Source organism: Rhizobium sp. RAF36, from assembly GCF_052114105.1.
Taxonomy (GTDB): Bacteria; Pseudomonadota; Alphaproteobacteria; order Rhizobiales; family Rhizobiaceae; genus Rhizobium.
Map to the genome: position 1 here is coordinate 37,383 of NZ_JBFREC010000010.1, position 25,708 is coordinate 63,090.

Consider the following 25,708-nt stretch of genomic DNA (forward strand, 5'->3'; position numbering starts at 1 on the left):
GACTGGTGGGAGGAGTAGACTATGGTAGAGAAGCGCATTCAGCCACTTGCCCGCGATGCAATGGCTTACGTTCTGGCGGGCGGTAGAGGAAGCCGTCTGAAGGAACTCACCGACCGCCGCGCCAAGCCCGCGGTGTATTTCGGCGGCAAGGCCCGTATTATCGACTTCGCGTTGTCCAATGCGCTGAATTCAGGTATCCGCCGCATCGGCGTCGCCACCCAGTACAAGGCGCATTCGCTGATCCGCCACATGCAGCGCGGCTGGAACTTCTTCCGCCCGGAACGCAACGAGAGCTTCGACATCCTGCCGGCCTCCCAGCGCGTTTCCGAAACGCAATGGTATGAAGGCACGGCCGACGCCGTCTACCAGAACATCGACATCATCCAGGACTACGGCGTGGAGTACATGGTCATCCTCGCCGGCGACCATATCTACAAGATGGACTACGAATACATGCTGCAGCAGCATGTGGATTCCGGCGCCGACGTGACCATTGGTTGCCTCGAAGTGCCGCGCATGGAAGCCACCGGCTTCGGCGTCGTGCATGTCGACGAGACCGACCGGATCATCGACTTCGTCGAGAAGCCTGCTGATCCGCCAGCCATTCCCGGCAAACCGGACAGCTCGTTTGCCTCTATGGGCATCTATGTCTTCCACACGAAGTTCCTGATCGACGCATTGAAGCGCGATGCGGCCGATCCGAATTCCAGCAAGGATTTCGGCAAGGACATCATCCCCTACATCGTCAAGAACGGTAAGGCCGTCGCCCATCGCTTCGCCAATTCCTGCGTCCGTTCGGACTTCGAGAACGAGCCCTATTGGCGTGACGTCGGAACGATCGAAGCCTACTGGCAGGCCAATATCGACCTGACGGCGATCGTTCCCGATCTCGATATCTACGACAAGTCCTGGCCGATCTGGACCTATGCGGAAATCACCCCGCCGGCGAAGTTCGTCCATGACGACGAAAACCGCCGCGGCTCGGCAACCTCCTCGGTGGTTGCGGGCGACTGCATCATCTCCGGTGCCAGCCTCAACAAGAGCCTTCTCTTCACAGGCGTGCGCGCTAACTCCTATTCGAAACTCGAAGGTGCCGTCGTTCTGCCGAGCGTCAAGATCGGCCGCCGCGCGCAGCTGAAGAATGTCGTGATCGACCATGGCGTCGTCATTCCGGAAGGCCTCATCGTCGGTGAGGATCCGATCCTGGATGCCAAGCGCTTCCGGCGCACCGAGAGCGGCATTTGCCTGATTACGCAGCCTATGATCGATAAGTTGGATCTTTAAACATATGAAAGTCCTTTCGGTTTCGTCCGAAGTCTTCCCTTTGATCAAGACAGGGGGGCTCGCCGATGTGGCGGGCGCCCTTCCCATCGCCCTCAAGCGGTACGGCGTCGAAACGAAAACCCTCATGCCCGGCTACCCCGCCGTCATGAAGGCCATTCGCGATCCCGTCGTCCGCCTGCAGTTCGATGATCTCCTGGGAGAGCCCGCGACGGTTCTGGAAGTGCAGCACGAGGGTCTCGATATCCTCGTGCTCGATGCCCCGGCTTATTACGATCGCCCGGGCGGTCCTTATCTGGACCAGACCGGCAAGGACTACACTGACAACTGGCGGCGCTTCGCCGCCCTGTCTCTGGCCGGCGCCGAGATCGCCGCAGGACTGATGCCGGACTGGCGTCCCGATCTCGTCCACGCCCATGACTGGCAGGCGGCGCTGACGCCCGTCTATATGCGCTACTATCCGACACCCGAACTGCCGAGTGTGCTGACCGTTCACAACATCGCCTTCCAGGGCCAGTTCGGCGCAGAAGTCTTCCCCGGCCTCCGCCTGCCGCCGCATGCGTTCTCGACCGAGAGCATCGAGTACTACGGTCATCTCGGCTACCTGAAGGGCGGGCTGCAGACCGCCTGGGCAATCACCACGGTGAGTCCGTCCTATGCCGACGAAATCCTGACGCCGGAATTCGGCATGGGGCTCGAGGGCGTCATCGCCAGCCGCCGCGATGCGCTGCACGGTATCGTCAACGGCATCGACGCCGACATCTGGAACCCCGCCACCGATCCCGTCGTCCACACCCACTATGGCCCGACGACGCTGAAGAACCGCGAAGAGAACCGCAAGTCGATCGCCGAATTCTTCCGGCTGCATGACGACGGCGCGCCGATCTTCTGCATCATCAGCCGCCTCACCTGGCAAAAGGGCATGGATCTCATCGCCGCAACGGCCGACGAAATCGTCGCACTCGGCGGCAAGCTCGCGATTCTCGGTTCCGGCGATCCGGCGCTTGAAGGCTCGCTTCTGGCCGCCGCCGCCCGCCATCCCGGCCGCATCGGCATCTCGATCGGCTATAATGAGCCAATGTCGCATCTCATGCAGGCCGGTTGCGACGCCATCATCATTCCGTCGCGATTCGAGCCCTGCGGCCTGACGCAGCTCTACGGCCTGCGCTACGGCTGCGTACCGATCGTTGCGCGCACAGGCGGCCTCAACGACACGGTAATTGATGCTAACCATGCCGCGCTTGCGGCTAAAGCTGCGACAGGAATACAGTTTTCTCCCGTCACGGCTGAGGGTATGCTACAGGCCATCCGCCGCGCGATGACACTCTATGCGGATCAAAAAGTCTGGACCCAACTGCAAAAGCAGGGCATGAAATCGGATGTCTCGTGGGAGAAGAGCGCCGAACGCTACGCTGCCCTGTATTCAAGCCTCGCCCCGAAAGGCAAGTGACAGAAAATGAACAAGTCCGTATCCACCACGCCCTTCCAGGATCAGAAACCCGGCACCTCGGGTCTCCGCAAGAAGGTCCCGGTCTTCCAGCAGCCGAACTATGCTGAGAACTTCATCCAGTCGATCTTCGATTCGCTGGAGGGATACCAGGGCAAGAGCCTCGTCATCGGTGGTGACGGACGTTACTACAATCGCGAAGTCATCCAGAAGGCGATCAAGCTCGCTGCTGCCAATGGCTTCGGCAAAGTGATCGTCGGCAAGGGCGGCATTCTCTCGACACCTGCAGCGTCCCACATCATCCGCAAATACAAGGCTTTCGGCGGCATCATTCTCTCCGCCAGCCACAATCCCGGCGGTCCGACCGAAGACTTCGGCATCAAATACAACGTCAACAATGGTGGCCCGGCGCCCGAAAAGATCACCGACGCGATCTATGCCCGCACCAAGGTGATCGACAGCTACAAGATCGCCGACTTCGGCGACGTCAATATCGACCGCATCGGCAAGGAAGAGCTTCCGGGTGGCATGATTCTCTCGGTCATCGATTCGGTCGAAGACTATGCCGCGATGATGGAAGAGCTGTTCGATTTCGGCGCCATCCGCAATCTGATCAGCCTCGGTTTTCGGATCGCCTTCGATGCGATGAGCGCCGTCACCGGCCCCTACGCCAAGGAAATCTTCGAAAACCGTCTCGGCGCGCCGCTAGGCTCGGTCCGCAATTTCATGCCGCTGCCTGATTTCGGCGGCCACCATCCGGATCCGAACCCGGTTCACTGCAAGGAACTCTACGACGAGATGATGGGCGACGATGCGCCCGATTTCGGCGCGGCATCCGACGGTGACGGCGACCGCAACCTCATTGTCGGCCGCGGTATCTTCGTGACCCCATCAGACAGCCTGGCGATCCTCGCTGCCAACGCGCATCTGGCGCCCGGTTACTCCGGCGGCCTCGCCGGTATCGCCCGCTCGATGCCGACATCGGGCGCGGCTGACCGCGTTGCCGAAAAGCGCGGCATCGGCATGTATGAAACGCCGACCGGCTGGAAGTTCTTCGGCAATCTGCTTGACGCAGGCATGGCGACGATCTGCGGCGAAGAGAGCGCCGGTACCGGTTCCAACCATGTTCGCGAAAAGGATGGCCTGTGGGCCGTGCTGCTCTGGCTGAACATCCTCGCCGTGCGCGGCGAAAGCGTTCAGGACGTCGTCACCCAGCATTGGCAGACATACGGCCGCAACTACTATTCGCGCCACGACTATGAAGCCGTCGATACCGATGCCGCAAATGGTCTGATCGACAATCTGCGCGCTCAGCTTCCCAGCTTGCCCGGCAAGGTCTTCGGCAGTCTGACGGCCGAGAAGGCCGACGATTTTGCCTATCACGATCCGGTCGACAAGTCGGTCAGCGAGCATCAGGGCATCCGTATCCTGTTCAAGGGCGGCTCCCGCGTCGTCTTCCGTCTCTCCGGCACTGGTACGTCTGGCGCAACCCTGCGCGTCTATATCGAACGTTACGAGCCGGATTCGAGCCGGCACAACATCGAAACGCAGGAGGCGCTGGCCGACCTGATCGCCGCCGCGGAAGCCATCGCAGACATCCGCAAGCGCACGGGCCGGGACGCACCTTCCGTCATCACCTGACCGGGGGCACATGCGGGCGGACAACAGGGCAAAAGGCGGCGCCGTTCTTTTCGAGACCGGCGTCGAGTTCACAGTCTGGTCGCAACATGCCGCAGAGCTCCAGCTCTGCCTCTTCGACAAGAGCGGCAATAAGCAGGTCGCGCGCCTGCCGATGGCGCGCGAGGATGGCTACATCCACCGCCTCTTCGTCGATAATCTGAAGGAAGGCGCACGCTACGGCCTGCGCGCCGACGGCATCTATGCGCCCGACAACGGCCTGTGGTTCGACCCGTCGAAACTGCTCGTCGATCCCTACGCCAAGGAGCTCGACCGCCCGTTCCGCCATGATCCGCGCCTGGGCACCTTTGGTGAAGAGACCCAGGACTTGATGCCCAAGGCGATCGTCACCCGCGATCAGAAGGCAAAGCCCGGAAAACCGCTGTTCCGTCCCGGCGGCTTCATCTATGAAGTCGCGGTCAAGCCCTTCACCATGCTGCATCCGGATGTGCCTGAGAAGCAGCGCGGCACCGTTGCCGCCCTCGCCCACCCGTCCATTATTGCGCATCTCAAGCGGATCGGCGTCGATGCCGTCGAGCTGATGCCGATTACCGCCTGGATCGACGAACGTCACCTGCCGCCGCTCGGGCTGACCAACGGCTGGGGCTATAATCCCGTTGCCTTCATGGCGCTCGATCCCCGCCTCTGCCCCGGCGGCATGGCCGAGCTACGCGACACCGTCGCCAGGCTGCATGCCGAAGGCATCGCCGTCATTCTCGATCTCGTCTTCAATCACACCGGCGAAAGCGACCGATACGGCACGACGCTGTCGATGCGCGGGCTCGACAACCTCTCCTTCTACCGCCACCTGCCGGGCCGCCCGGGCGAGCTCGTCAACGATACCGGAACCGGCAACACAGTCGCCTGCGATCACCCCTATATCCGCCAGCTGATCATCGACAGCCTCAGGCATTTCGTTCTCGGCGCTGCGATCGATGGCTTCCGCTTCGATCTCGCTCCCGTGCTCGGCCGCGCGGCCTCCGGCTTCGAAGGTCACGGTGAGACACTGTCGGCGATCCTAGCCGACGACGTGCTCGCTGATCGCGTCATGATCGCCGAGCCCTGGGATATCGGTCCCGGCGGCTACCAGCTCGGCAATTTTCCGGCACCCTTCCTCGAATGGAACGACCGCGTCCGCGACGATATCCGCTGCTACTGGCGTGGCGACGACTGGAAGACCGGGCCACTGGCAACCGCACTTGCAGGCTCGTCCGACATCTTCGGCCGCGACGGCCGTCAGGCAACCCGCAGCGTCAACTTCCTCGCCGCCCATGACGGCTTCACGCTGAAAGACCTCGTCTCCTATAATGGCAAGCACAACGAGGCAAACGGCGAGGACAATCGCGACGGCCATAACGAAAACCATTCCTGGAACAACGGCGTCGAAGGCGAGACGAAATATCCAGACATTGTCGCAAGGCGCCGCGCCGATCTGATGGCGCTGATCGCAACGCTGTTTGCCAGCCGCGGCAGCATCATGCTGACCGCCGGTGACGAAGGCGGCCGCAGCCAGCGCGGCAACAACAACGCCTACTGCCAGGACAACGAGATCACCTGGGTGGATTGGAAAACGCTCGATGACGAGTTGATCGCCCACACCGCCTTTGTCTCCGCTCTCAGAAAGCGTTTCGTGGTCTTCTCCGAAAGCAGCTTTTTCACCGGCAACGGTGACGTCATCTGGCTGTCTCCTTCAGGTCAGCCGATGACCACAGGAGAATGGGAGTCGCCGAACCTCTCGTCTTTCGGCATGATGGTTGCGACCCGCGACGGCACCGCGCGAAAGACCACCCGGCTTTCCGTGCTGTTCAACCGCGCAAGCGCGCCCGTATCGTTCACACTTCCAGCCGGAGCGGCATGGCGCGAACTGACGCGTTCCGGCAGCAAAAAAGTCGATCAGACGGTATCGCTTCCGGCTCGTAGCGCTATGTTCTATCTGGAAAATTGAGCTGGCCGGTCATCAGGCGCGAATCCTTGTCGCAACCGTCACAAAGGCGCGATAAGGCTTGATGCTCGCGGCTGTTTTGACGAGGATTGTATGGGTAAGGAAATTGCGCTCGCCGACGTGAAAGGTCTCGTCGGCACCAAGACCGGGATCTCCGATTGGATCACGGTCGACCAGACGATGATCGATGCCTTTGCCGGCGCCACCAACGACCACCAGTTCATCCACACCGATCCCGAACGCGCAGCCGCCGAAAGCCCTTACGGCGGAACGATCGCCCATGGCTTCCTGACACTGTCGCTGCTCTCGGCGATGAACTTCGACGCTCTGCCGAAGATCCGCGAACAGACGATGGGCATCAACTACGGCTTCGACAAGATCCGCTTCATGTCACCGGTGAAGACCGGCGCGCGCATCCGCGGCCATTTCACCCTCGCCGACGCCCGCCTGCGTGGCGCAGCGATGATGATGACGACCTATGAAGTATCGGTCGAAATCGAAAACGAGAAGAAACCGGCGCTGACGGCCAACTGGATCACCATTGCCCAGTTCGACCCGAAGGACCGGCCGGCAGCGTAAGGCCGGCGCGGCTCTTACTCAGCTGAATTTAATACAGCTTCCAGATGATGGCCATCAGGGTCGACGATAAAGGCTGCATAGTAATGCTCGCCATAGTCGGGTCTGAGGCCAGGGCGTCCATTGTCGCTGCCTCCGTTAGCCAAGGCCGCCGCGTGAAATAGCGCGACGGCGTTGCGATCGGGTGCTGCAACCGCCAGGTGGAAGCCTGGCCCCGGAGGACGCTGCCGTTCGGAGACATGCTTCAGCGCCAGCTTGTCGCCACCACCCGGCACACCGTAGCCAACTGCCTGCCCGGCCTCCCCCGGCCGGAGATCTTCCCAAACCCGAACGTAGCCGAGCGGCTGAAGAACAGCATCATAAAATGCCGCCGAACGTTCGATGTCCGAAACGCCGAGGGAGATATGATGCAGCATCGGCAGTCCGCCCCTAGTGCCCAGCGTCCTCGGCACCTTCGCTGAGAAGACCGAAGACAAAGGTCGCAAAAGAGCGCCAGCATTCGACACGGAACGTATCGTCTTCCGTGCGGAAGAGGATGATTTCGGCCTTGCCGAAGATGGTGCGCGAGCAGGCTCCAACAGGGAAGGTTGCGAGCGACAGGTCCTGGGGGCAGCCGGAGGCGAGAGCCAGCTCGGCACCCGGACCCGAGACGATAATGCCGACATTGCGGTGCGAGACGTCGGTTGCCGAATGCATCTCAGAGACACCGGACAGAGCGGCCATCAGGTCGGCACCGCTTTCGTCGATGACCAGCCATTCGTCCGGGCCGATCCACAGCACCGAGCGTCCACCGGAACGGCCGGATGTCTTCGGCGCGTTCGGGATGGTGACGCCAAGCGCTGCCGTCAGCGCCTGTAGCGAAGCCTGCGGCGCGCGTAGCGCCACCCGCGTTGCGGGCGCAGCCGAAGTCAGCCGGACGGCCGAGGAGCCGCCATGACGGTCGGCGAGAACGGATCTACGAATTGCGGTCTCAGCCATTGATCCGGCCTCCTTCCTTGTCAAAGAACACCATATCCGTCACCTCGACGGCAATGGTCTTATCGGGCATCGGTATGTAGAGCGTCTCGCCCATCCGCGCCCTGCCGCCGGCAACGAGCGCGAAGGCGATCGAGCGGCCGCAATTTTCCGACCAGTAGGACGAGGTGACATGCCCGAGCATGGTCATCGGCTTCGGTTCGTTCGGATTGGCAACGACCTGCGCACCTTCCTCGAGAACAACGTTCGGATCCTTGGTCACGAGACCGACCAGCTGCTTGCGGCCTTCCTTCGTGAGGTCGATACGCTTCAGGCCGCGGATGCCGACGAAATCGGTCTTCTTCTTGGAAACCGCCCAGGAAAGACCTGCATCGTCAGGGGTAACAGTGCCATCGGTGTCCTGGCCGACGATGATGTATCCCTTTTCGGCGCGCAGCACGTGCATGGTTTCCGTACCGTAGGCGCAGGCGCCGAGCGGCTCTGCATTGGCCCAGACGGCTTCGAGCACGGCCTGACCGTAATCGGCAGGAACGTTGATTTCGAAACCAGCCTCACCGGTGAACGAAACGCGGAACAGACGTGCCGGAACGCCCATGACCTTGCACTCGGCAACGCTCATATGCGGGAAGGCTTCGTTGGAGATATCGACGCCCTCGACGAGCGGAGCGATGATCTCGCGTGCCTTCGGGCCCTGAACCGCAATGACCGCCCACTGTTCGGTGACCGAGGTCAGCCAGACGTTCAGATGCGGGAATTCCGTCTGCAGGTAGTCTTCCATATGGTTGAGAACGCGCGGCGCGCCGCCCGTCGTCGTCGTCACATGGAAGCGATCCTCGCTCAGGCGGCCGACGACGCCGTCGTCATAAACGAAGCCGTCTTCGCGGGTCATGATGCCATAGCGGCACTTGCCGGGCTTCAGCGTATCCCAGGCGTTGGTATACATCAGGTTCATGAACTGGGCGGCGTCAGGGCCGACGACTTCGATCTTGCCGAGGGTCGAAGCGTCGAATACGCCCGCGACCTCACGCGCCGTCTTGCATTCGCGCGAGACGGCCTGATGCATGGTCTCGCCAGCGCGCGGATAGAACCAGGCGCGCTTCCAGTTGCCGACATCCTCGAACACCGCACCTTGTGCCTCTTCCCACTGGTGAAGCGGCGTCTTGCGCGTAGGGTCGAACAGCTCGCCACGCGAATGCGCGATCAGCGTACCGTAGGTGACGGGCGTATAGGGCGCACGGAAGGTGGTGAGGCCGACCTGCGGGATATCCTTGCCCAGCATTTCGGCTGCAATCGCCAGACCGTGCATGTTGGACAGCTTGCCCTGGTCGGATGCCATGCCATTCGTCGTGAAGCGCTTGATATGCTCGATCGAATGCATGCCTTCGCGAACGGCAAGGCGGATGTCCTTGGCGCAAACGTCGTGCTGGAAATCGATGAAGGCCTTGGCGCTGGTATCGGGTCCGGCACCTTCGGCAGCGCCGATCATTCCGCCGGTCCACTGGAAGGCCTGCTCGGCAGCGATGCTGATCTTGCCGCTGCCCTGCTTGCCGGATGCCTGCGCCATCAGTTCACCGGCGGCAAGCGATTCTTCGATCGTCTGCTGCAGATCGTCGGTGCCGTTGCAGGCGCCGACTGAGAGGCATTCCTGCGCATAGGTGCCCGGCAGGAACCGCTCGGTCTCCACGTCGAACTTCACCTTGCCGCGAGACTGCGAGAACAGATGCACCGAGGGCGTCCAGCCGGCGGACACCAGCAGCGCGTCGATGGCGATCTTGCGCGGCGAACTGCCGCCATTGCGGGCAACGGTCATCGAGGAGACGCGCAGCTTGCCGGCGGTATCGAGCACCGCATGGCCTGCCAGCACCTCGATGCCGAGCGAACGGGCTTCGGCCAGAACGGCGGCGCCCGGCTGCGGGCGGCAATCGACGATAGCCGCGATCGCCACACCGGCGCGCTTCAGATCGAAGGCAGCCTCATAGGCAGAGTCATGTGCGGTATAGACACCAACCTTTGCACCGACGGCCACGCCGTACTGGTTGAGATACATGCGCGCGGCAGATGCCAGCATGATGCCTGGGCGGTCGTTGTTCGGGAACACCATGTGGCGCTCGATCGCACCATTGGCGAGGATCACCCGCTTGGCACGCACCTGCCAGAGGCGCTCGCGCGGCAATTCGCGGCCAGGGTTGGAAACGTGGTCGGTAACGCGCTCGGCAAGCGCCACGAAATTGTGGTTGTAGTAGCCGAAGGCGGTCGTGCGGGTCAGCACCTGGACATTGTCCATCGCCCGGAGCTTGGCAGCCGTCTGCTGCGCCCAGGTATAGCCATCGACGCCATCGATCCTGACGCCGCTGTCATAACGCAGCGCGCCGCCGACATCCGCCTGCTCGTCGCAGAGGATGACGCTTGCGCCGGCTTCGGCCGCAGCAAGAGCTGCCGAAAGACCGGCAACGCCGGCACCGGCGACCAGCACGTCGCAATGCGCGTAGCGGCTGGCATAGTGATCGGGATCGGCTTCGGTCGGCGCGACGCCCAGACCGGCAGCCCGGCGGATCATCGGCTCGTAGACATGCTTCCAGGCAGCCTTCGGCCACATGAAGGTCTTGTAGTAGAAACCGGCCGCGAAGAACGGCGACATCAGGTTGTTGACGCCGCCGATATCGAAGGCGAGCGACGGGAAACGGTTTTGCGACTTGACGATCATGCCGTCGAAGACTTCCTGAACCGTGGCGCGCACGTTCGGCTGCTTGCGGGCGCTGTCGCGCGCAACGTCGATCAGCGCATTCGGCTCTTCCGCACCGGCAGACAAGATGCCGCGCGGACGGTGGTACTTGAAGGAGCGGCCGACCAGATGCACGCCGTTGGCAATCAGCGCCGAAGCGACGGTGTCGCCCTCAAGCGCCGTGTAGCTCTTGCCGTCGAAGGTGAAGCGGGCGGTCTTGGCTGGCGTCAGACGCCCCTTGCCTGCAATACGGTTCGCGCCGCTCATTTTGCGTCTCCATCTCGGTTGTCTTCGACAACCGCGGCTTCATAGGTTTCGACGGGGGTGTGCGGAACGGCGGCAGTGCCGATCTCAGGCTTCGGCTCGCCTGCCTTGTACGTCTTGATGAATTTGTCGCTGATCGTGTCGCGCGCCGCATTGAAGAAGCGGCCACAGCCGTTCATGTGCCGCCAGCGCTCGAAGATCAGTCCCTTCGGATTATTGCGTAGGAAGAAATACTCTTCGAACGCCTCGTCGGAGATCGACGCGATGTCGGTTGGGCGGGCGATATGCGCATCGCCGGCGCCGCGGAATTCGAGCTCGGAGCGCTCTTCCTGACAGTAAGGGCAGTAGATCAGTAGCATGTGATACCTGTCTTAGAGTTCCGATCCGGAAACAATGGTTCCGGGAGGTTGATTGCAAAGCCGCCTGCCAAGCGCGACATAGGGGCCGATCCGTTTGAGCAGCTGCTCGAAATTCTCGTAGGGCTTCAACACATCCGTTATGCCGATATTCGCGAAAGCCATTCCGTATAAGTCCGTATCGATCACGTAAGCCCTGTCTTTCGAACCGCCCTCCGACGGCAGGAAATAGACTGCCGGCTGGTGGAAAACGAAGGCGCAGGCCAGCATTCCGCTATCCGCCACAAAGGGCCAGTCCTTTTCGCCCCCTGCCCGCACGATCTTCTGAAGCCGGAAATCCCCGGTTTCCGGCACGACATTGCCTGCGGGCACCGCCCCCATGACAAGTCCCGCCGAAAGGAGGACTTCCGCAATCATCAGTGCGCCACGGCGGCAGCCGCTGCCTCGTCGATGAGGCGGCCGGTCCGGAAGCGGTCAAGCGTCAGCCCGGCATTGAACTTATGCGCCTCGTCGCGGGCGATGAGATGCGCAAACAGGTTTGCCGAACCCGGCGTCGCCTTGAAGCCGCCCGTACCCCAGCCGCAGTTGACGTAGAGCCCCGGTACCGGCGTCTTCGACTGGATCGCCGAACGATCCGGCGTGTTGTCGACGATACCGCCCCACTGGCGCATCATCTTGACGCGGCGGAACATCGGGAAGAGTTCGCAGATGGCGTCCAGCGTATGGGTGATGATCTGGAGGCCACCGGTCTGCGAGTACGAATTGTACTGGTCCGTACCGGCGCCGATGACCAACTCGCCCTTGTCCGACTGCGAAATATAAGCATGCACGGTGTTCGACATGACGACGCAGGGGAAGATCGGCTTCAGCGGCTCGGACACCAAGGCCTGAAGCGGGCTCGATTGCAGCGGCACGCGCACGTCGGCCATGTTCATCACGACGGTGGAGTGACCGGCGGCAGAAACGCCGATCTTCTTCGCGCCGATGTAGCCACGGTTGGTCTCGACACCGGTGACACGGCCATCAGGACCGCGGCGGATGCCGGTGACTTCGCAATTCTGGATGATGTGGACGCCGCGGTCCGAGGCGGCGCGCGCATAGCCCCAGGCAACCGCATCGTGACGCGCCGTACCGCCGCGGCGCTGCAGGGCGGCGCCATTGATAGGGTAGCGGGCGCTCGCCGAAATATCGAGCGGCGGGCAATAGGCCTTGGCCTGCTCCGGCGTCAGCCATTCATTATCGATGCCGTAGAGACGGTTCGCATGAATGTGCCGCTTGAAGGATTGCTGGTCGTGAACATTGTGCGAGAGCATCATCACGCCGCGCGGCGAATACATCACATTGTAGTTGAGGTCCTGGGAGAGGTTCTCCCAGAGCTTCATCGAATGCTCGTAGATGTGCATGCTCTCTTCATAGAGATAGTTCGAGCGGATGATGGTCGTGTTGCGGCCGGTATTGCCGCCGCCGAGCCATCCCTTTTCGAGCACCGCGACATTGGTGATGCCGTGCTCCTTGGCGAGATAATAGGCGGCACCGAGACCATGGCCGCCGCCGCCGATGATGATGACGTCGTATTCCGACCGCGGCTCCGGAGAGGTCCACTGCTTTTCCCAACCCTTGTGGGCTCGGAGGGCTTCTCTCGCAACGGCAAAGACCGAGTATTTCCGCATCCGCCATCATCTCCTTAGGGACAGGCATTCTTCTTCGTGGCCATACAAATCGCAAATCCAAAAGCGGCACAACGTTTCTTTTGCGACGTGAAACGGCTTTTGTTTGACATGCGCAAGATCGTGCCGCGTGCCTGACACCTTCCAGTTCCGCGTAAACGCAGTCCCTGCTTGGGGTTAGCCCAAGAGGGCAGGCAGACCGTGCGGCGCAGAACATGCTAATATCCATATATGTGAGGGATATTTCATGTGGTTTTCGCGATGTGCTGCAATTGCGGCACTCGGTTTTACGTCATTGATCCCGATAGTAGCCGCGGCGGCGGAAGCCGTGGGCGAAGCTGTGGAGATCAAAACATCAGTGACCGGCGAACAGGGGCCACTCGAAGTCAACTCTGCCGTCTATCGCGACGATCGCATCCGCACCTCGCAATCGGGCCTGGGGCAGTTCGTCTTCCGCGACGGAACGAAACTTGCTGTCGGCTGGGGCTCATCCGTCGTCATCGACCGCTATGTCTTCGACGACAGCGATTCCGTGAAGCGTCTTAGTATCAAGGCTGCAAAGGGCACATTCCGCTGGATCAGCGGCAGCTCCAAGTCCTCGGCCTACCAGATCCTAACCCCTGCCGGAACAATCGGCGTCAGGGGCACCGCCTTCGATTTCTTCGTCGGTCCGGATGGCACGACGGCCGTGGTGCTTCTGAACGGCGCGGCGCAATTCTGCGGACCTGGCGGCTGCCGGCAGCTGACGCGGCGCTGCGACTGCGTGATCGCCGATCGCAGCGGCGGCATGACCGACGTCAAGCATGTCGATCGCAGCGTGCTGCAGACGCTCGGCACCAATCGCGCCCTTCCGTTTCTGTCCGGTAGTCAGCGTCTCTCGGGCATGCTGGGCACCAGCTGCGGCATGAGCGCCGCATTGCAGGACCGGCGCGACCCGGTGCCCCCCGCTCCCCGCCTGGCGCCGCCGCCACCGCCTCCGCCGGTTCCACCGGAGAACCCGTCAAAACCGGATAAGCCTCACAAGCCCCATAAGCCGGACAAGCCGGATAGGCCCCACAAACCGGACAAGCCTGACAAACCGCACCGGCCGGACAGACCCGACAGACCGGATCGGCCAGATCGGCCAGACAGACCCGATAGGCCGGATCGACCGGATAACCCTGAAGGTCACAATCACGGCGGCGATGATCACGGGCATGGCCGCGGACACGGTGGCCGCGACCATGATGGCGATCGCGGTGACAGGGGCGGCAATCGGGACGGAAGGGATCGCAGCAACTGGAGCCGCGGCCGTTAGGATTGGACGATCTGCCGTTTATGCGGCGCCGGTGGCGCATCACGGAAATGATCGGCACGGCGGGCGAGCTTGCGGTAGAAATCCGGCAGATGCGGCGACACGGCTCTGGCTTTCAGCCTGATGGCGCCAGCGATCCGCCGGAGCGCTGGCGAGCGGCTCCGCAACGCCGAGAGCAGTTCCGCATGCAGCAGACGCAATTCGGTGAACTCGGCCGACCCGGCAAGTGTCGGGCCGCCGACGACGGCGAAGAGTTCGGTCCGCGTGCTTTTCCCCTTCAACCCGACTGCACCGGCCTCCAGCAGCGCCATCTCCCGCTGGCGCTTGGCGGTTTCTTCCGAAATCAGAATGTCGAAACCGACCTCCTTGCAGGAGGATTCGATACGCGCCGCGACATTGACCGCGTCGCCGACGGCCGAATAGTTGAAGCGCGTTTCCGCCCCCATGTTGCCGACGCAGGCGACACCGGTGTGGATGCCGATGCCGATGCCAACTTTCTGATCCGGGCCGAAACCGAAGGCATCGTCGGCGTTCAGCCGAGCGAGCGTCTCGCGCATCGCCAGCGCCGCACGCACCGCCTTCGCCTCGTGATCGGCCACATCGACGGGCGCATTCCAGAAGGCCATGATCGAATCGCCGATGAACTTGTCGAGCGTGCCTTCGTTTGCGATCACGTGGTGGCTCAAGGCATCGAGCAGCGTATTCAGAAAGTGGACGACAGCGGTCGGCGGAAGCCGCTCGCTGATCTCAGTGAAGTCGCGGACATCGACGAACATCACGGTCAACTCCCGGTCGTCGCCACCGAGGCGCAGCGCATCACGCGTGTGCTCTATTCTATAAAGCAGCGACGGCGAGAGATAATGACCGAAGGCGCGGCGCACCTCCCGCCTCTCCCGGTCGATGACGAGAATACGGAACGATGTCGCCGCGAAATGCGTGATCGAGCCGCCGAGGATTGGCGCCAGCGGATCAAGCAGCAGGCCGAGCGCCGAGAAGCAAAACCAGGACGCGACCAGCGCCAACGCGGTGATCGCGAGCCCGCAGGCGAGCGCGACGGCCGGGCTGACAAACGTGGTTATGAATACCAGCAGCGTCCCGAGTACGGCGATCGCCAGGATCTCCAACCCGTCAGCCCAATCCGGCCGCGACAGGAAGTGACCAGAGAGGATCTGCTCCACCGTCTGCGCATGCAGCGAGACGCCCGGCACATTTTCTCCGAGTGCCGTGGTGCGGATATCCTGCAGGCCGGCGGCAGATGTGCCGATGAAGAGAATGCTGCCGTTGATCGCCTCGGCGACGGCGGCTGGTGGCCCGGTGCCATCGAGGATCAGCCGCGCGGAGATATAGCGTTCTGCTCTGTCGGGCGTGACGTAAAGCCAGAGTTCGCCTGCGGCCGTCACCGGGACGACGAAATCACCGATCTTCGCCGAGGTCATCACCCCGGCAACCCCGGGAGCGCCGGCCAGCACATAGGTCGATGCGCCCTGCGCCACCCGCAACGCTTCCATGGCGAGATTGGGATAGAACTGGCTGCCATCACTGAGGAACAACGGGACGGCCCTCACCACCGGCGAAGGATTGCCGGGATTGAGGCTGATGTGCCCGATCCCGGCGGCATTCTTCTCCAGCCCCGGCCGAAGCGGCGTTGCCGCCGCAAGATGCGGAAGTGCCGCCGCCGGATCTTCACCTGTAAAGGCAAAACCGGCCTTCACTGGTGGACGGTAATCGCCTTCGTTCGAAAGCCCGAAGCCGAGCACGACGGGCCTGGAAGCAATCGAATCGGCGAAGATCTGGTCGTTGTCCGGCAATTTCGCGATCACGGCCGGGTCGATGCCTTCGGCGTCCTCGGCGATCGCCCGCGGTGAAAGCCGGTCCGGCTCGGCAAACAGCATGTCGAAAGCGATCGCGGCGGCACCCATTTCGGAAAGGCGCTCGACCAGATGCGCGAGCCGGTCGCGCGGCCAGGGCCATTGCCCGAACTCCTTGAGCGACGCCTCGTCGATATCGATCACGTGCACAGGCACGGGCTCGAATGGCCGCGGCGCGATCCGCTGATACTCATCGAAAGTGACATCCCGCGCCTGCCGCAGCAGCGAAGGGTCGCCCGCCCGAAGGGCCGTCAGCGCCGCGACGATCAACAGACCGATGAGAACGCCGATTTGCTGCGTACGCGTCATGAACATGCAGCGCTCTTGAGATGGAGCCACGCGGCGGCAGCGAATTTACGACGCTTTGGCGCAGATGGCCACTCGCCCTTATGGATGGGTAGGCGGTGCGGCTGGCGGCTCTATCCGCCATTTTTTCCACACCAGTCCACATCCCGGCTGGACTTCCAGAAAGCGATCTGATATCCCGCATCACCAATCGCAAGGCTCTCGCCGCGCGAACGTTATGTTTTTGCCTCTGGCGCTGCGTCGCCTCATGGCGCAACCAAAACCAAAGGAACGTGATTCTCGTGCAGGTACTCGTCCGCGATAACAATGTTGACCAGGCTCTCCGCGCTCTCAAGAAGAAGATGCAGCGCGAAGGTATTTTCCGCGAAATGAAGATGCGCGATTACTACGAAAAGCCGTCGCAGAAGCGCGCTCGCGAAAAGGCTGAAGCCGTTCGCCGCGTTCGCAAGCTGGCTCGCAAGCGGGCACAGCGCGAAGGTCTGGTTGCACGCTAAGGCGTGTCCGTCGTTATTTCGACGTTTTCAGATGCATGTTGGCGGGGGCGATTGGTGTCGCCGCCGCCTTTTTAATTTGCCGCTGAAGATCGCATGTCCGTTCGCCCTCGGACATGACGCATGGGGAAAGCGCACGAATGGCTGATTTCTTGTTCTCTTCGTCCCGGTCCTTGCGCGCGCCCAAGGCGCCGCTGATGCCGATGTTGGCGGTTCTTGCCGCGGTCGGTCTTGCCGGCTGCCAGACCGAAAACACCTCCGATGCCGTTATCCGCATCGACAAGGCCCAGGGCTCGGAAGGGAACATCGCTTCGCTGACTTCGGTCATCAACGCCAATCCGCGCGATCCGGAAGGTTACAACGTCCGTGGTTCGGCCTATGGCCGCGCCGGCCAGTTCAAGGCGGCGCTGAACGACTTCAACACGGCCCTGCAGATCAACCCGCGCTTCTTCCAGGCCTATGCCAACCGCGCGCTTGTCTATCGCAACATGGGCCAGCAGCAGCAGGCGATCGGCGATTACAATGCCGCCCTGCAGATCAATCCGAATTATGACGTCGCCTATATCGGCCGCGGCAATGTTTACCGCCAGGCAGGCCAGGACGATCCGGCTTTCAACGACTTCTCGAAGGCGATCCAGCTCGGCACCACCGACGGGCGCGCCTATCACAATCGCGGCCTGATCTTCCAGAAGCGCAATCAGCAGGACAAGGCAATCGACGACTTCTCGAAGGCGATCTCGCTTTCTCCGAATTCGCCCGAGCCGTATAACGGCCGCGGTATCTCGTATATCGCGCTGAACGACGACGATAACGCTTTCGCCGATTTCAACCACGCGATCGAGCTCAACGGCAATGTTGCCGAATCCTGGGCCAACCAGGCGCTGGTCTACGAACGCCGCGGCGACAAGGACAAGGCGATGCGCAGCTATCGCCACGCTGTCGGCCTCGACCCAAAATACCAGCCGGCGCGAGACGGCATGGCCCGGCTCGGCGCTCCCAGCAGCAACGGCTGATCCTGAAGCATCGGAGACGGCACCATGGCGGCGAAGCAACATGTGATCGTCGCCGGTGCCGGCATCATCGGCGCCTCCATCGCCTGGCATCTCACCCGCGACGGCGCCGACGTCACCGTGATCGCCGAAGACACCGGCGGTGTTGCGACACCCAATTCCTTCGCCTGGATCAATGCCAGCTGGGGCAATCCCGAATTCTATTTCCGCTTCCGCCGCCGCTCGATGACAGAGTGGAAGCGTCTGGCCACCGAACTACCCGGCCTGCCGCTCTCCTGGTGTGGCGGCATATGCTGGGATCTGCCTGAAGACGAGCTGCTCGCCTATGAGACCCAGCATGCGCAGTGGGGATATGGCATCGAGCGAATCGGCAAAGCCGGGATCGCCGCCCGCGAACCCTTCCTGACACAGCTGCCCGATACCGCACTTCGCATTGCAGAAGAAGGCGCCGTCGAGCCGGTCGCCGCTGCCCGTTTGATGCTGGCTGATGCCGGGGCGCGCGGCGCAAAATTCGTCACCGCCGCCGTCCGCGGCCTCCTGAGACGTGGTGAAGGCATTGCCGGCGTCGTCACATCTGCAGGGATCGTCGAGGCCGACCACGTGGTTCTAGCCGCCGGAGCAGGCGCTGTCCCGATCGCGGCTTCGGCGGGGATCACTCTGCCGATCGATGCACCTGCAGGATTGATCGTTCATTCCCGGCCATTCGAAAAGCGCCTGAACGGCCTGGTCATCGCGCCCGAGCTCCACATACGCCAGACCGCCGAGGGCCGCATCATCGCCGGCAGCGACTTCGGCGGCAGCGAGCCCGGCGCAGACCATAAGGCGACCGCTGCCGCATTGTTCGCCAAGGTGAAAGCCAATCTCGCCGGCATCGAAAACCTGACCATGGAATTCTTCACCGTCGGCTACCGTCCGACGCCAAAGGATGGTTTTCCGATCATCGGCAACGGCGGCTGCCCGGGGCTCTACGTGGCCGTGATGCATTCGGGCGTGACCTTGGCACCGCTGGCCGGGCTGCTGGCGTCAGAGGAAATTCTCTCCGGCGAGACCGAAGGCGACCTTGAGCCGTTCCGCCTGGCGCGTTTTGCGTGAGCGTTGGTACGAAATGCGACAAAGCCCGTCACCTTCATTTAGGAGGTTGCAACCCCATCCCCCACCCCCTAACATGACCCTGCATCGATAGCAGGCTATCGGGAATCAGAACGCGTTCAGGGCGATGGCGGTAATGCAGTTTTCTGCTTTCCTATCTGTTGGAAAAAGTTCCGGATTCCGTGTGTGCCGGTCAGGTGGAAGAGCCTGCCGATGAGCCTGCGTTCCCGCATGTTTCCGAAGGCCACGATCGGCACCTATCTGGTTGCGATGGCCGTCGCCATCGCCGTGCCGATCTTCGCCTTCGTGACGCTTCTGCTGCTGCAGCTGGAGGATAACCAGCGCGACACACTTCGCCGCGAGACGGCGCAGGATGCGCTCGCCCTCTCCCGCTCCGTCGACCGGCAATTGCAGGATATGGCCACCACGCTCCGCCTGCTCGCCACCTCGCCGGAGCTTGAGCACAGCGACTACGCATCCTTCCACCAGCGCACTGAAACGGCGCTGCGCGGCGATACGCTTTATGTCATCGCCACCGACAAGGACGGCCAGCAGTTGCTGAATACCCGCCGCGATTTCGGCACGCAGTTGGGCAAGATGAGCAATCTCGCGGCGCTCAAATACGCCATGGATAGCGGCCGGATCGAGGCCTCCAACGTTTTCCAGGGCAGCACCAGCGGCGAGTGGGTCTACAACGTGACCATGCCGGTCCAGACCGGCAACGCAGCGGCGCTGATCATCACCCAGAACGCCAAGGACCTGGCGAAGATGCTGCAGCCGGAAGGCCTTGCGGCCGGATGGTCGGCAGCCGTCATCGACCAGTCCGGGCACGTCGTCGCCTCGGGCGGGCCCTTCGCCATCGAACCCGGCACCGCCTTCGACCCGCGTATCCTGCCCTCGCTCATCGCGTCCCGCGGCGTCTTCGAGGACCGCAAGATCCTGCCCAACCAGTTGCTCGGCTACGCGCAGATCCCCGGCTGGTCATGGAAGACGGTAATCTGGGGGCCGATCTCCACAGCGCAGGCATCGATCCTGACGACCTGGCGCTTTCTGATCATCGGCGGCATTGCCCTCCTCGCCGTCGCCGTTTTCGCCGCCTATGCCGTGGCCCGTCAGGTGCGCACGACAATCCGCGATATCGCCGAGATGGCAAACCGCATGGGCGAGGGCCACATCGTCGCGCCGATCGATACCAGCGTCGTCGAGGCCAACCAGGTGGCCGTCGCGCTGTCCAACGCCTCCTTCGATCGCAGCCAGACCGAGGACCGGCTGCATTTCGTCATGAACGAACTGGTTCATCGCACCAAGAACCTGTTGACGCTGGCCCAGGCGATGATGCGCCAGCTTGCGAAGCAAGCCGACAGCGTCGAGGGTTTTCAGGCAGCCGTTGCCGAGCGGCTGGATGGCCTCGTGCGGTCGATCGAGCTCCTGACCAGCGAACAATGGGCCGGCGCCTCGCTGCGGCGGGTGGTGGATATACATCTCGACGCCTTCCCGCAGGCCGTCGAGCAAATCGAAATCGATGGCAAGGACTTCATGCTGAAGCCCGAGGCAGTCCAGAATCTCGGCCTGACGCTGCATGAACTGGCGACCAACTCGGTGAAATACGGCGCCCTGTCGATCCCCGAGGGACGCGTGACCTTCTCCTGGGAGGAGGTCGAAGTCGAAAACCAGACGGAGCCGATGCTCCGGTTCATCTGGCGGGAACTGAGCGGACCTGCGGTGAAAGTGCCGGAGCGCTCCGGATTCGGCACGACGGTCATCAAGATGCATGCGGCAGCTGCCTTCCGCGGCACCGTTCAGGTCGATTACCTGGCGGAAGGCCTGCTCTGGGTGCTGACGGCAACCCGCAGCACACTGGCCCGCGATTAGAGCCGGCGGGAACAATCAAAAGCGCCGCCCGTTTCGAACAGGTCATTCAAAGGAGAAGGACCATGTTCAAGCAAACGATGATCGCAGCCGCCGCGCTGACCGCTGCAGCCTGCGCCACACCGGCGGCAGCTGCCGACTATGTCAGCCTCGGGCGCCTCGTCTGCGGCTCGGACGGCGGTCAGGGTCTCATCATCAAGTCCGAGAAGAACCTGATCTGCACCTACACGCCGGCAGGCGGCGGTGCGAAGGCCGTCTATGCGGGTAAGATCGAGAAATACGGCATCGATATAGGCCAGACCGGCAAGAGCGTGATGATCTGGCAGGTGCTGGCCAAGACAGGCACAGACTTCCCGCAATTCGCGCTCGCCGGCGAATATTACGGCGTCGGTGCCGATGCCAGCTTCGGCGCTGGGGCCGGCGCAAAGGTGATCGCCGGCGGTACCAACCAATCCTTCATGCTGCAGCCGCTCAATGTCCAGGCCCAGGAAGGCCTGAACCTCGCTGTCGGCGTGGAGAAAATGACGCTGGCGCCCGCTGCGACCTGACCTCCGGTTCAGCGGCGAGGAAAAGGCCTGCCGCGGCAGGCATTTTCTGTGCCTACGCCATAAAAGCAAAGAGCCCGGCGAAACCGGGCTCTTTCCGCATGGTCGCGTTCAAACCGCTCAATGACCGATCGACTTGTTGATCTCTTCGGTGACCTTCTTGGCGTCTCCGAGCAGCATCATCGTGCCGTCCTTGTAGAACAGCGTGTTGTCGATGCCGGCATAGCCGGAGCCGAGCGAGCGCTTGACGAAGATGCAGGTCTTGGCCTTGTCAACGTCGAGGATCGGCATGCCGTAGATCGGCGAGGTCTTGTCGTCGCGCGCCGCCGGGTTGGTGACGTCGTTGGCGCCGATGACATAGGCAACGTCGGCCTGGGCGAATTCCGAATTGATGTCCTCGAGCTCGAAGACCTCGTCATAGGGAACATTGGCTTCGGCCAGCAGCACGTTCATATGGCCGGGCATGCGGCCCGCGACCGGATGGATCGCGTACTTGACCTCGACACCGGCCTTCTTGAGATTATCGGCGAGTTCGCGCAGCGCATGCTGGGCCTGTGCTACCGCCATGCCGTAGCCCGGGACGATGATCACCTTCGAGGCATTGGCCATCAGATAGGCGGCATCCTCGGCCGAACCGAGCTTGACCGTCTTGTCGGAATTGTCGGCCGCACCGCCCGATGTCTCGCCGCCGAAGCCGCCGAGGATGACCGAGATGAAGGAGCGGTTCATGCCCTTGCACATGATGTAGGACAGGATCGCACCAGACGAGCCGACCAGCGCGCCGGTGATGATCAGCGCCAGATTGCCGAGCGTGAAGCCGATGCCGGCTGCCGCCCAGCCCGAATAGGAATTCAGCATCGAGACGACGACGGGCATGTCGGCGCCGCCGATCGGCACGATCAGCAGCACGCCGAGCGCCAGCGCCAGCACGATGATCGCCCAGAAATCGAAATGGCTTTCGGTGACCGCAAGGCCGATGATGAAGAAGACAATCAGCACCAGCAGCGCGGCGTTGATGACGTGGCGGAACGGCAGCATGATCGGTTTGCCGGACATCCGCCCGTCGAGCTTCAGGAAGGCGATGATCGAGCCGGTGAAGGTCAGCGCGCCGATGGCCGCACCGATCGCCATCTCGACACGCGCTTCGGCATGGATCGAGCCGATATCGCCGATGCCGAAGGAGAGCGGCGTATAGAGCGCGGATGCTGCGACCAGCACGGCAGCAAGGCCGACCAGCGAGTGGAAGCCAGCGACCAGCTGCGGCATCGAGGTCATTGGAATGACGCGGGCGATATAGGCGCCGGCACCGCCGCCGATCGCCAGGCCGAGCACGATCAGCACGAAGCCGATGAAGGACGGTGTCGCCAGCACCAGCGTCGTGAGGATGGCGATCCCCATGCCGATCATTCCGTAGAGATTGCCCTTGCGGCTGGTGGCGGGATGGGACAGACCGCGGAGCGCCAGGATGAACAGCACGCCGGAGACGAGGTAGAGGAAAGCTGCGATATTGGTCATGCGTCCGGCCTCACTTGTCCTTCTTGCGGTACATCGCCAGCATGCGCTGCGTGACGAGGAAGCCGCCGAAGATATTGACCGAGACGAGAACCAGCGCCACAAAGCCGAAGCCGGTTGCCAGACCGCTGGCCGAGATGCCGACTGCAAGCAGCGCGCCGACGACGATGACGGAGGAGATGGCATTGGTGACCGCCATCAGCGGCGTGTGCAGCGCCGGCGTCACCGACCAGACGACATAGTATCCGACGAAGATCGCCAGCACGAAGATCGCCAGCTGGAAGACGAAGGGATCGATCGCCCCGCCGGTGGCAGCACTGGCAACTTCAGGCGCGTGCGCGGCAGCTGTTGCCACCGCGGTGACGGCCTGGTCGAGCTGCTCGAGGGCCTTGTCCATTGCTTCACTGGCCATCAGTTATCCCCTTTCTTGGCGCCGCCGAATGCCGGATGCACGACATCGCCGGCATAAGTCAGCATCGTCGCCTTGATCAGCTCGTCGTCGAGATTGATGACCACCGTCTTCGTGTCCTTGTTGACCATGGTCTCCAGGAACGTCAGGAGGTTCTTGGCATAGAGCGCCGAGGCGCTGGCCGCGACGCGGCCCGCCATATTGGCATAGCCGATGACCTTGACGCCTTCGACCTCGGCCACCTGATCGGCCAAAGCACCCTCGATATTGCCGCCACGCTCGACCGCGAGATCGACGGCGATGGCGCCGGGCTTCATCGCCTTCAGCATCTCGCGCGTCACGAGGCGCGGCGCCGGTCGGCCGGGGATCAGCGCCGTGGTGATGACGATGTCCTGCTTGGCGATATGTTCGGCAACCAGCGCCGCCTGTTTCGCCTGATAGTCTTTCGACATTTCCTTGGCATAGCCGCCAGCCGTTTCGGCGGCCTTGAACTCATCGTCCTCGACGGCGATGAACTTGGCGCCGAGCGAGGCGACCTGTTCCTTGGCGGCCGGGCGAACGTCGGTTGCAGAAACCGCGGCACCCAGACGGCGCGCGGTGGCGATCGCCTGCAGACCGGCAACACCGGCGCCCATGACGAAGACCTTGGCGGCCGGCACCGTGCCTGCGGCCGTCATCATCATCGGCATGGCGCGGTCATAGACCGCAGCCGCCTCGATGACCGCCTGATAACCGGCGAGATTGGCCTGAGAGGAGAGCACGTCCATCGACTGGGCGCGGGTTATGCGCGGCATCAGTTCCATGGCGAAGGCGGAGAGACCGGCACTTGCCATCCCGGCAATCGCTTCGTCATTGCCGTAGGGATCCATGATGGCGATGACGACAGCACCGCTCTTGTATCCGGCAATCTCGGCCGCAGCCGGGCGGCGCACCTTCAGGACAACGTCGGCCGAAGCAGCATCGGCAGCCGTGCCGATCCTCGCACCGGCAGCCTCGAATTCCCCGTCCGGAATACGCGACAGGCCACCCGCCCCCGCCTCGACGATCACGTCGAAGCCGAGGCCCTTCATCTTCTTGACGGTCTCGGGCGACGCCGATACGCGCGTCTCCAAGTCCGCCGCTTCACGCGCGACGAATACGATAGTGCCCAACTGCCCCCTCCTCCGGGTCAGCCAGACCGCCGCGGGTCTCCCCGCTTATGGCCAAGCGTCAGAAAATCTTTGGAAAATCGCCCCTCCCTGCCGCGATCAACGCAGCAGGACCAGACCGGCGACGAGAATGATAAGGAAAACCAGGATGCCGCCGAGCAGGCCGCCACCGGTGAAGAAACCAGCCGTCATACCGAGCAGCAGGGCGACGAGGAACATAGTGCCGTACTTTGCGGCAGCGATGAACGTATTGTAAGTGGCCTCATGTTCCTTGTAGTCCATCGGCGCGCCAACTTCGACGGGTCCGGTGTGATGTTCGGCCATGAATATCGTCTCCCTCAAATGCCCGGTCCGCATAGTGAGGCAGACCGCCTGAATGCCATGATCAGCAGCGCTTGCAGCGGATCAATCCCTGTTCAGGGCTTACACAAAGCTTCGGGAAAGCGCAATGCATGACAATGCCGCATGCAGTACGCGGAAACGGCTTTCTTGCGCCATAGCCTCAGAGCGGCAGATCAGTGCCAAGCTCGCCCTCGGGCACGAAGCGTGCCGTTGGGATGATGGTCAGCGCCGGCGGCCCTTGATCCGCGACCCGGCCGAACATCATGCGCTGCTCGCTGGCGCTCGACATGAAGAACGGATAGCGCGTCAGCAGCTTGCGTCCGACTTCGAGCACATTGGTTGCCATCAGCGTCAGGTCGAAGCCGTAGATATCGGCCATCCGCGACGCGACGACAGTATCGGCGTAGAAAACCCGCTTGTAGAAGGCAGCATGGGCCGGGCGCACATGCTGCAATACGCGGTCGGCGCGGAAATGCGCAGCCGCAACGATGTTCGGGCGCAGTGTCAGATAAGGCAGCCAGGGAAGCTCAGCGGCCGCTTCGGGGTCGGCCGCAAACCGGGCCGGATCGATCAGCGTCATTCCGGCATCGAGAAAGGCATCCATTTCGCCAGGAAAGATGCCGCCCGACTGCGACACGCGATGATCGGGCGTCACGTGATGAATGCGGATCGTGCTGACCAGTTCTTCATAATAATACAGCCCGAAAACATAGGCTTGACGGTCGAAATCGACGTCATCGATCAGCGTGGTGGCCGCGACCGGCAGCACTTCGCGCGCCTTATAGGCTCGGAAGCGCAGGCGCTCCACGTCTTCCATGTCCTCGGTGCTTTCAACGCGCCGGTATTCGACATGGTCGAGTATTTCCATCAGCTTCCTGCTGAAATCGCTGGTCGTCGAAAACCCGTCTGCCATCGTGC

Annotated in this window: 23 protein-coding genes; 11 read left to right on the forward strand and 12 right to left on the reverse strand. The window is 62.4% G+C overall.

Annotation, left to right across the window (positions count from 1 at the left end; translation table 11 throughout):
• Positions 1 to 21 precede the first annotated feature (21 nt).
• The 5 genes from glgC (at position 22) to AB4Z25_RS25635 (ending at position 6,926) form a co-directional block, all read left to right on the forward strand.
• Positions 22 to 1,284, forward strand: a complete 1,263-nt coding sequence (gene glgC / locus AB4Z25_RS25615) for a glucose-1-phosphate adenylyltransferase (protein WP_112385566.1) — start codon at positions 22 to 24, stop codon at positions 1,282 to 1,284.
• Between the two features lie 4 nt (positions 1,285 to 1,288).
• Positions 1,289 to 2,731 carry a glycogen synthase GlgA gene (gene glgA, locus AB4Z25_RS25620; RefSeq protein WP_112538043.1) on the forward strand — a complete coding sequence of 481 codons (1,443 nt, stop codon included), beginning with the start codon at positions 1,289 to 1,291 and terminating at the stop codon, positions 2,729 to 2,731.
• Between the two features lie 6 nt (positions 2,732 to 2,737).
• Positions 2,738 to 4,369, forward strand: coding sequence for an alpha-D-glucose phosphate-specific phosphoglucomutase (locus tag AB4Z25_RS25625; protein WP_112538044.1), 1,632 nt, complete (start codon positions 2,738 to 2,740; stop codon positions 4,367 to 4,369).
• A gap of 10 nt (positions 4,370 to 4,379) precedes the next feature.
• A complete protein-coding gene (glgX, locus tag AB4Z25_RS25630; protein ID WP_112538045.1) occupies positions 4,380 to 6,350 on the forward strand; it encodes a glycogen debranching protein GlgX in 1,971 nt (656 codons plus the stop codon).
• A gap of 90 nt (positions 6,351 to 6,440) precedes the next feature.
• Positions 6,441 to 6,926, forward strand: a complete 486-nt coding sequence (locus AB4Z25_RS25635) for a MaoC family dehydratase (protein ID WP_112385570.1) — start codon at positions 6,441 to 6,443, stop codon at positions 6,924 to 6,926.
• Between the two features lie 14 nt (positions 6,927 to 6,940).
• Here the strand turns inward: AB4Z25_RS25635 and AB4Z25_RS25640 are convergent, their stop codons facing one another.
• From AB4Z25_RS25640 to AB4Z25_RS25665, 6 genes are read right to left on the reverse strand one after another with little or no spacing between them, the layout of a single operon-like run.
• Positions 6,941 to 7,339 carry a VOC family protein gene (locus tag AB4Z25_RS25640; RefSeq protein ID WP_112516802.1) on the reverse strand — a complete coding sequence of 133 codons (399 nt, stop codon included), beginning with the start codon at positions 7,337 to 7,339 and terminating at the stop codon, positions 6,941 to 6,943.
• A 13-nt stretch (positions 7,340 to 7,352) separates the two neighbouring features.
• Entirely contained in the window at positions 7,353 to 7,901 is a 549-nt protein-coding gene (locus AB4Z25_RS25645; RefSeq protein WP_112538046.1) for a sarcosine oxidase subunit gamma, read from the reverse strand.
• Entirely contained in the window at positions 7,894 to 10,887 is a 2,994-nt protein-coding gene (locus AB4Z25_RS25650) for a sarcosine oxidase subunit alpha (protein WP_112538047.1), read from the reverse strand. The genes AB4Z25_RS25645 and AB4Z25_RS25650 overlap by 8 nt, the downstream gene beginning before the upstream one ends.
• Positions 10,884 to 11,243 carry a sarcosine oxidase subunit delta gene (locus AB4Z25_RS25655; RefSeq protein WP_112538048.1) on the reverse strand — a complete coding sequence of 120 codons (360 nt, stop codon included), beginning with the start codon at positions 11,241 to 11,243 and terminating at the stop codon, positions 10,884 to 10,886. Before AB4Z25_RS25655 ends, AB4Z25_RS25650 begins: the two co-directional genes overlap by 4 nt.
• A gap of 12 nt (positions 11,244 to 11,255) precedes the next feature.
• Positions 11,256 to 11,657 carry a hypothetical protein gene (locus AB4Z25_RS25660; RefSeq protein WP_112538049.1) on the reverse strand — a complete coding sequence of 134 codons (402 nt, stop codon included), beginning with the start codon at positions 11,655 to 11,657 and terminating at the stop codon, positions 11,256 to 11,258.
• Positions 11,657 to 12,910 carry a sarcosine oxidase subunit beta family protein gene (locus tag AB4Z25_RS25665; RefSeq protein WP_112516807.1) on the reverse strand — a complete coding sequence of 418 codons (1,254 nt, stop codon included), beginning with the start codon at positions 12,908 to 12,910 and terminating at the stop codon, positions 11,657 to 11,659. The genes AB4Z25_RS25660 and AB4Z25_RS25665 overlap by 1 nt, the downstream gene beginning before the upstream one ends.
• A gap of 244 nt (positions 12,911 to 13,154) precedes the next feature.
• Here AB4Z25_RS25665 and AB4Z25_RS25670 point away from each other — a divergent pair, with 244 nt between their 5' ends.
• Complete coding sequence (locus AB4Z25_RS25670; protein WP_442210024.1) at positions 13,155 to 14,204, forward strand: FecR family protein; 1,050 nt, start codon at positions 13,155 to 13,157, stop codon at positions 14,202 to 14,204.
• Here AB4Z25_RS25670 and AB4Z25_RS25675 read toward each other — a convergent pair.
• Positions 14,201 to 16,378, reverse strand: a complete 2,178-nt coding sequence (locus AB4Z25_RS25675) for an adenylate/guanylate cyclase domain-containing protein (protein WP_112538081.1) — start codon at positions 16,376 to 16,378, stop codon at positions 14,201 to 14,203. The two genes, AB4Z25_RS25670 and AB4Z25_RS25675, sit on opposite strands and share 4 nt — an antisense overlap.
• A 278-nt stretch (positions 16,379 to 16,656) precedes the next feature.
• Here AB4Z25_RS25675 and rpsU point away from each other — a divergent pair, with 278 nt between their 5' ends.
• From rpsU to AB4Z25_RS25700, 5 genes are all read left to right on the forward strand, one after another.
• Entirely contained in the window at positions 16,657 to 16,869 is a 213-nt protein-coding gene (rpsU, locus tag AB4Z25_RS25680) for a 30S ribosomal protein S21 (protein WP_003585885.1), read from the forward strand.
• A gap of 137 nt (positions 16,870 to 17,006) precedes the next feature.
• Entirely contained in the window at positions 17,007 to 17,879 is an 873-nt protein-coding gene (locus AB4Z25_RS25685; protein ID WP_112538051.1) for a tetratricopeptide repeat protein, read from the forward strand.
• A gap of 24 nt (positions 17,880 to 17,903) precedes the next feature.
• Entirely contained in the window at positions 17,904 to 18,968 is a 1,065-nt protein-coding gene (locus AB4Z25_RS25690; protein WP_112538052.1) for an FAD-dependent oxidoreductase, read from the forward strand.
• A gap of 210 nt (positions 18,969 to 19,178) precedes the next feature.
• A complete protein-coding gene (locus AB4Z25_RS25695) occupies positions 19,179 to 20,837 on the forward strand; it encodes a sensor histidine kinase (RefSeq protein WP_112538053.1) in 1,659 nt (552 codons plus the stop codon).
• A 62-nt stretch (positions 20,838 to 20,899) separates the two neighbouring features.
• Positions 20,900 to 21,382, forward strand: coding sequence for a DUF992 domain-containing protein (locus AB4Z25_RS25700; RefSeq protein WP_112385581.1), 483 nt, complete (start codon positions 20,900 to 20,902; stop codon positions 21,380 to 21,382).
• A gap of 117 nt (positions 21,383 to 21,499) precedes the next feature.
• Here the strand turns inward: AB4Z25_RS25700 and AB4Z25_RS25705 are convergent, their stop codons facing one another.
• The 5 genes from AB4Z25_RS25705 to AB4Z25_RS25725 form a co-directional block, all read right to left on the reverse strand.
• On the reverse strand, positions 21,500 to 22,894 hold the full coding sequence (locus tag AB4Z25_RS25705; protein ID WP_112538055.1) for an NAD(P)(+) transhydrogenase (Re/Si-specific) subunit beta: 1,395 nt from the start codon (positions 22,892 to 22,894) through the stop codon (positions 21,500 to 21,502).
• A gap of 10 nt (positions 22,895 to 22,904) precedes the next feature.
• A complete protein-coding gene (locus AB4Z25_RS25710) occupies positions 22,905 to 23,303 on the reverse strand; it encodes a proton-translocating transhydrogenase family protein (protein WP_112385583.1) in 399 nt (132 codons plus the stop codon).
• Complete coding sequence (locus AB4Z25_RS25715) at positions 23,303 to 24,451, reverse strand: Re/Si-specific NAD(P)(+) transhydrogenase subunit alpha (protein ID WP_112538056.1); 1,149 nt, start codon at positions 24,449 to 24,451, stop codon at positions 23,303 to 23,305. The genes AB4Z25_RS25710 and AB4Z25_RS25715 overlap by 1 nt, the downstream gene beginning before the upstream one ends.
• 96 nt (positions 24,452 to 24,547) lie before the next feature.
• On the reverse strand, positions 24,548 to 24,772 hold the full coding sequence (locus tag AB4Z25_RS25720) for an aa3-type cytochrome c oxidase subunit IV (RefSeq protein WP_112385585.1): 225 nt from the start codon (positions 24,770 to 24,772) through the stop codon (positions 24,548 to 24,550).
• 178 nt (positions 24,773 to 24,950) lie between these two features.
• Positions 24,951 to 25,703 (reverse strand): N-acyl amino acid synthase FeeM domain-containing protein, encoded by a 753-nt coding sequence (locus AB4Z25_RS25725; protein ID WP_112538057.1) that lies wholly within the window; start codon positions 25,701 to 25,703, stop codon positions 24,951 to 24,953.
• Positions 25,704 to 25,708: the final 5 nt, after the last annotated feature.

What these genes read in the sequence shown, in the direction of transcription:
- glgC (WP_112385566.1), top strand. Translation starts at nt 22, where the DNA reads ATGGTAGAGAAGCGCATTCAGCCACTTGCCCGCGATGCAATGGCTTAC.
- glgA (WP_112538043.1), top strand. Translation starts at nt 1,289, where the DNA reads ATGAAAGTCCTTTCGGTTTCGTCCGAAGTCTTCCCTTTGATCAAGACA.
- AB4Z25_RS25625 (WP_112538044.1), top strand. Translation starts at nt 2,738, where the DNA reads ATGAACAAGTCCGTATCCACCACGCCCTTCCAGGATCAGAAACCCGGC.
- glgX (WP_112538045.1), top strand. Translation starts at nt 4,380, where the DNA reads ATGCGGGCGGACAACAGGGCAAAAGGCGGCGCCGTTCTTTTCGAGACC.
- AB4Z25_RS25635 (WP_112385570.1), top strand. Translation starts at nt 6,441, where the DNA reads ATGGGTAAGGAAATTGCGCTCGCCGACGTGAAAGGTCTCGTCGGCACC.
- AB4Z25_RS25640 (WP_112516802.1), bottom strand. Translation starts at nt 7,339, where the DNA reads ATGCTGCATCATATCTCCCTCGGCGTTTCGGACATCGAACGTTCGGCG.
- AB4Z25_RS25645 (WP_112538046.1), bottom strand. Translation starts at nt 7,901, where the DNA reads ATGGCTGAGACCGCAATTCGTAGATCCGTTCTCGCCGACCGTCATGGC.
- AB4Z25_RS25650 (WP_112538047.1), bottom strand. Translation starts at nt 10,887, where the DNA reads ATGAGCGGCGCGAACCGTATTGCAGGCAAGGGGCGTCTGACGCCAGCC.
- AB4Z25_RS25655 (WP_112538048.1), bottom strand. Translation starts at nt 11,243, where the DNA reads ATGCTACTGATCTACTGCCCTTACTGTCAGGAAGAGCGCTCCGAGCTC.
- AB4Z25_RS25660 (WP_112538049.1), bottom strand. Translation starts at nt 11,657, where the DNA reads ATGATTGCGGAAGTCCTCCTTTCGGCGGGACTTGTCATGGGGGCGGTG.
- AB4Z25_RS25665 (WP_112516807.1), bottom strand. Translation starts at nt 12,910, where the DNA reads ATGCGGAAATACTCGGTCTTTGCCGTTGCGAGAGAAGCCCTCCGAGCC.
- AB4Z25_RS25670 (WP_442210024.1), top strand. Translation starts at nt 13,155, where the DNA reads ATGTGGTTTTCGCGATGTGCTGCAATTGCGGCACTCGGTTTTACGTCA.
- AB4Z25_RS25675 (WP_112538081.1), bottom strand. Translation starts at nt 16,378, where the DNA reads ATGACGCGTACGCAGCAAATCGGCGTTCTCATCGGTCTGTTGATCGTC.
- AB4Z25_RS25685 (WP_112538051.1), top strand. Translation starts at nt 17,007, where the DNA reads ATGGCTGATTTCTTGTTCTCTTCGTCCCGGTCCTTGCGCGCGCCCAAG.
- AB4Z25_RS25690 (WP_112538052.1), top strand. Translation starts at nt 17,904, where the DNA reads ATGGCGGCGAAGCAACATGTGATCGTCGCCGGTGCCGGCATCATCGGC.
- AB4Z25_RS25695 (WP_112538053.1), top strand. Translation starts at nt 19,179, where the DNA reads ATGAGCCTGCGTTCCCGCATGTTTCCGAAGGCCACGATCGGCACCTAT.
- AB4Z25_RS25700 (WP_112385581.1), top strand. Translation starts at nt 20,900, where the DNA reads ATGTTCAAGCAAACGATGATCGCAGCCGCCGCGCTGACCGCTGCAGCC.
- AB4Z25_RS25705 (WP_112538055.1), bottom strand. Translation starts at nt 22,894, where the DNA reads ATGACCAATATCGCAGCTTTCCTCTACCTCGTCTCCGGCGTGCTGTTC.
- AB4Z25_RS25710 (WP_112385583.1), bottom strand. Translation starts at nt 23,303, where the DNA reads ATGGCCAGTGAAGCAATGGACAAGGCCCTCGAGCAGCTCGACCAGGCC.
- AB4Z25_RS25720 (WP_112385585.1), bottom strand. Translation starts at nt 24,772, where the DNA reads ATGGCCGAACATCACACCGGACCCGTCGAAGTTGGCGCGCCGATGGAC.
- AB4Z25_RS25725 (WP_112538057.1), bottom strand. Translation starts at nt 25,703, where the DNA reads ATGGCAGACGGGTTTTCGACGACCAGCGATTTCAGCAGGAAGCTGATG.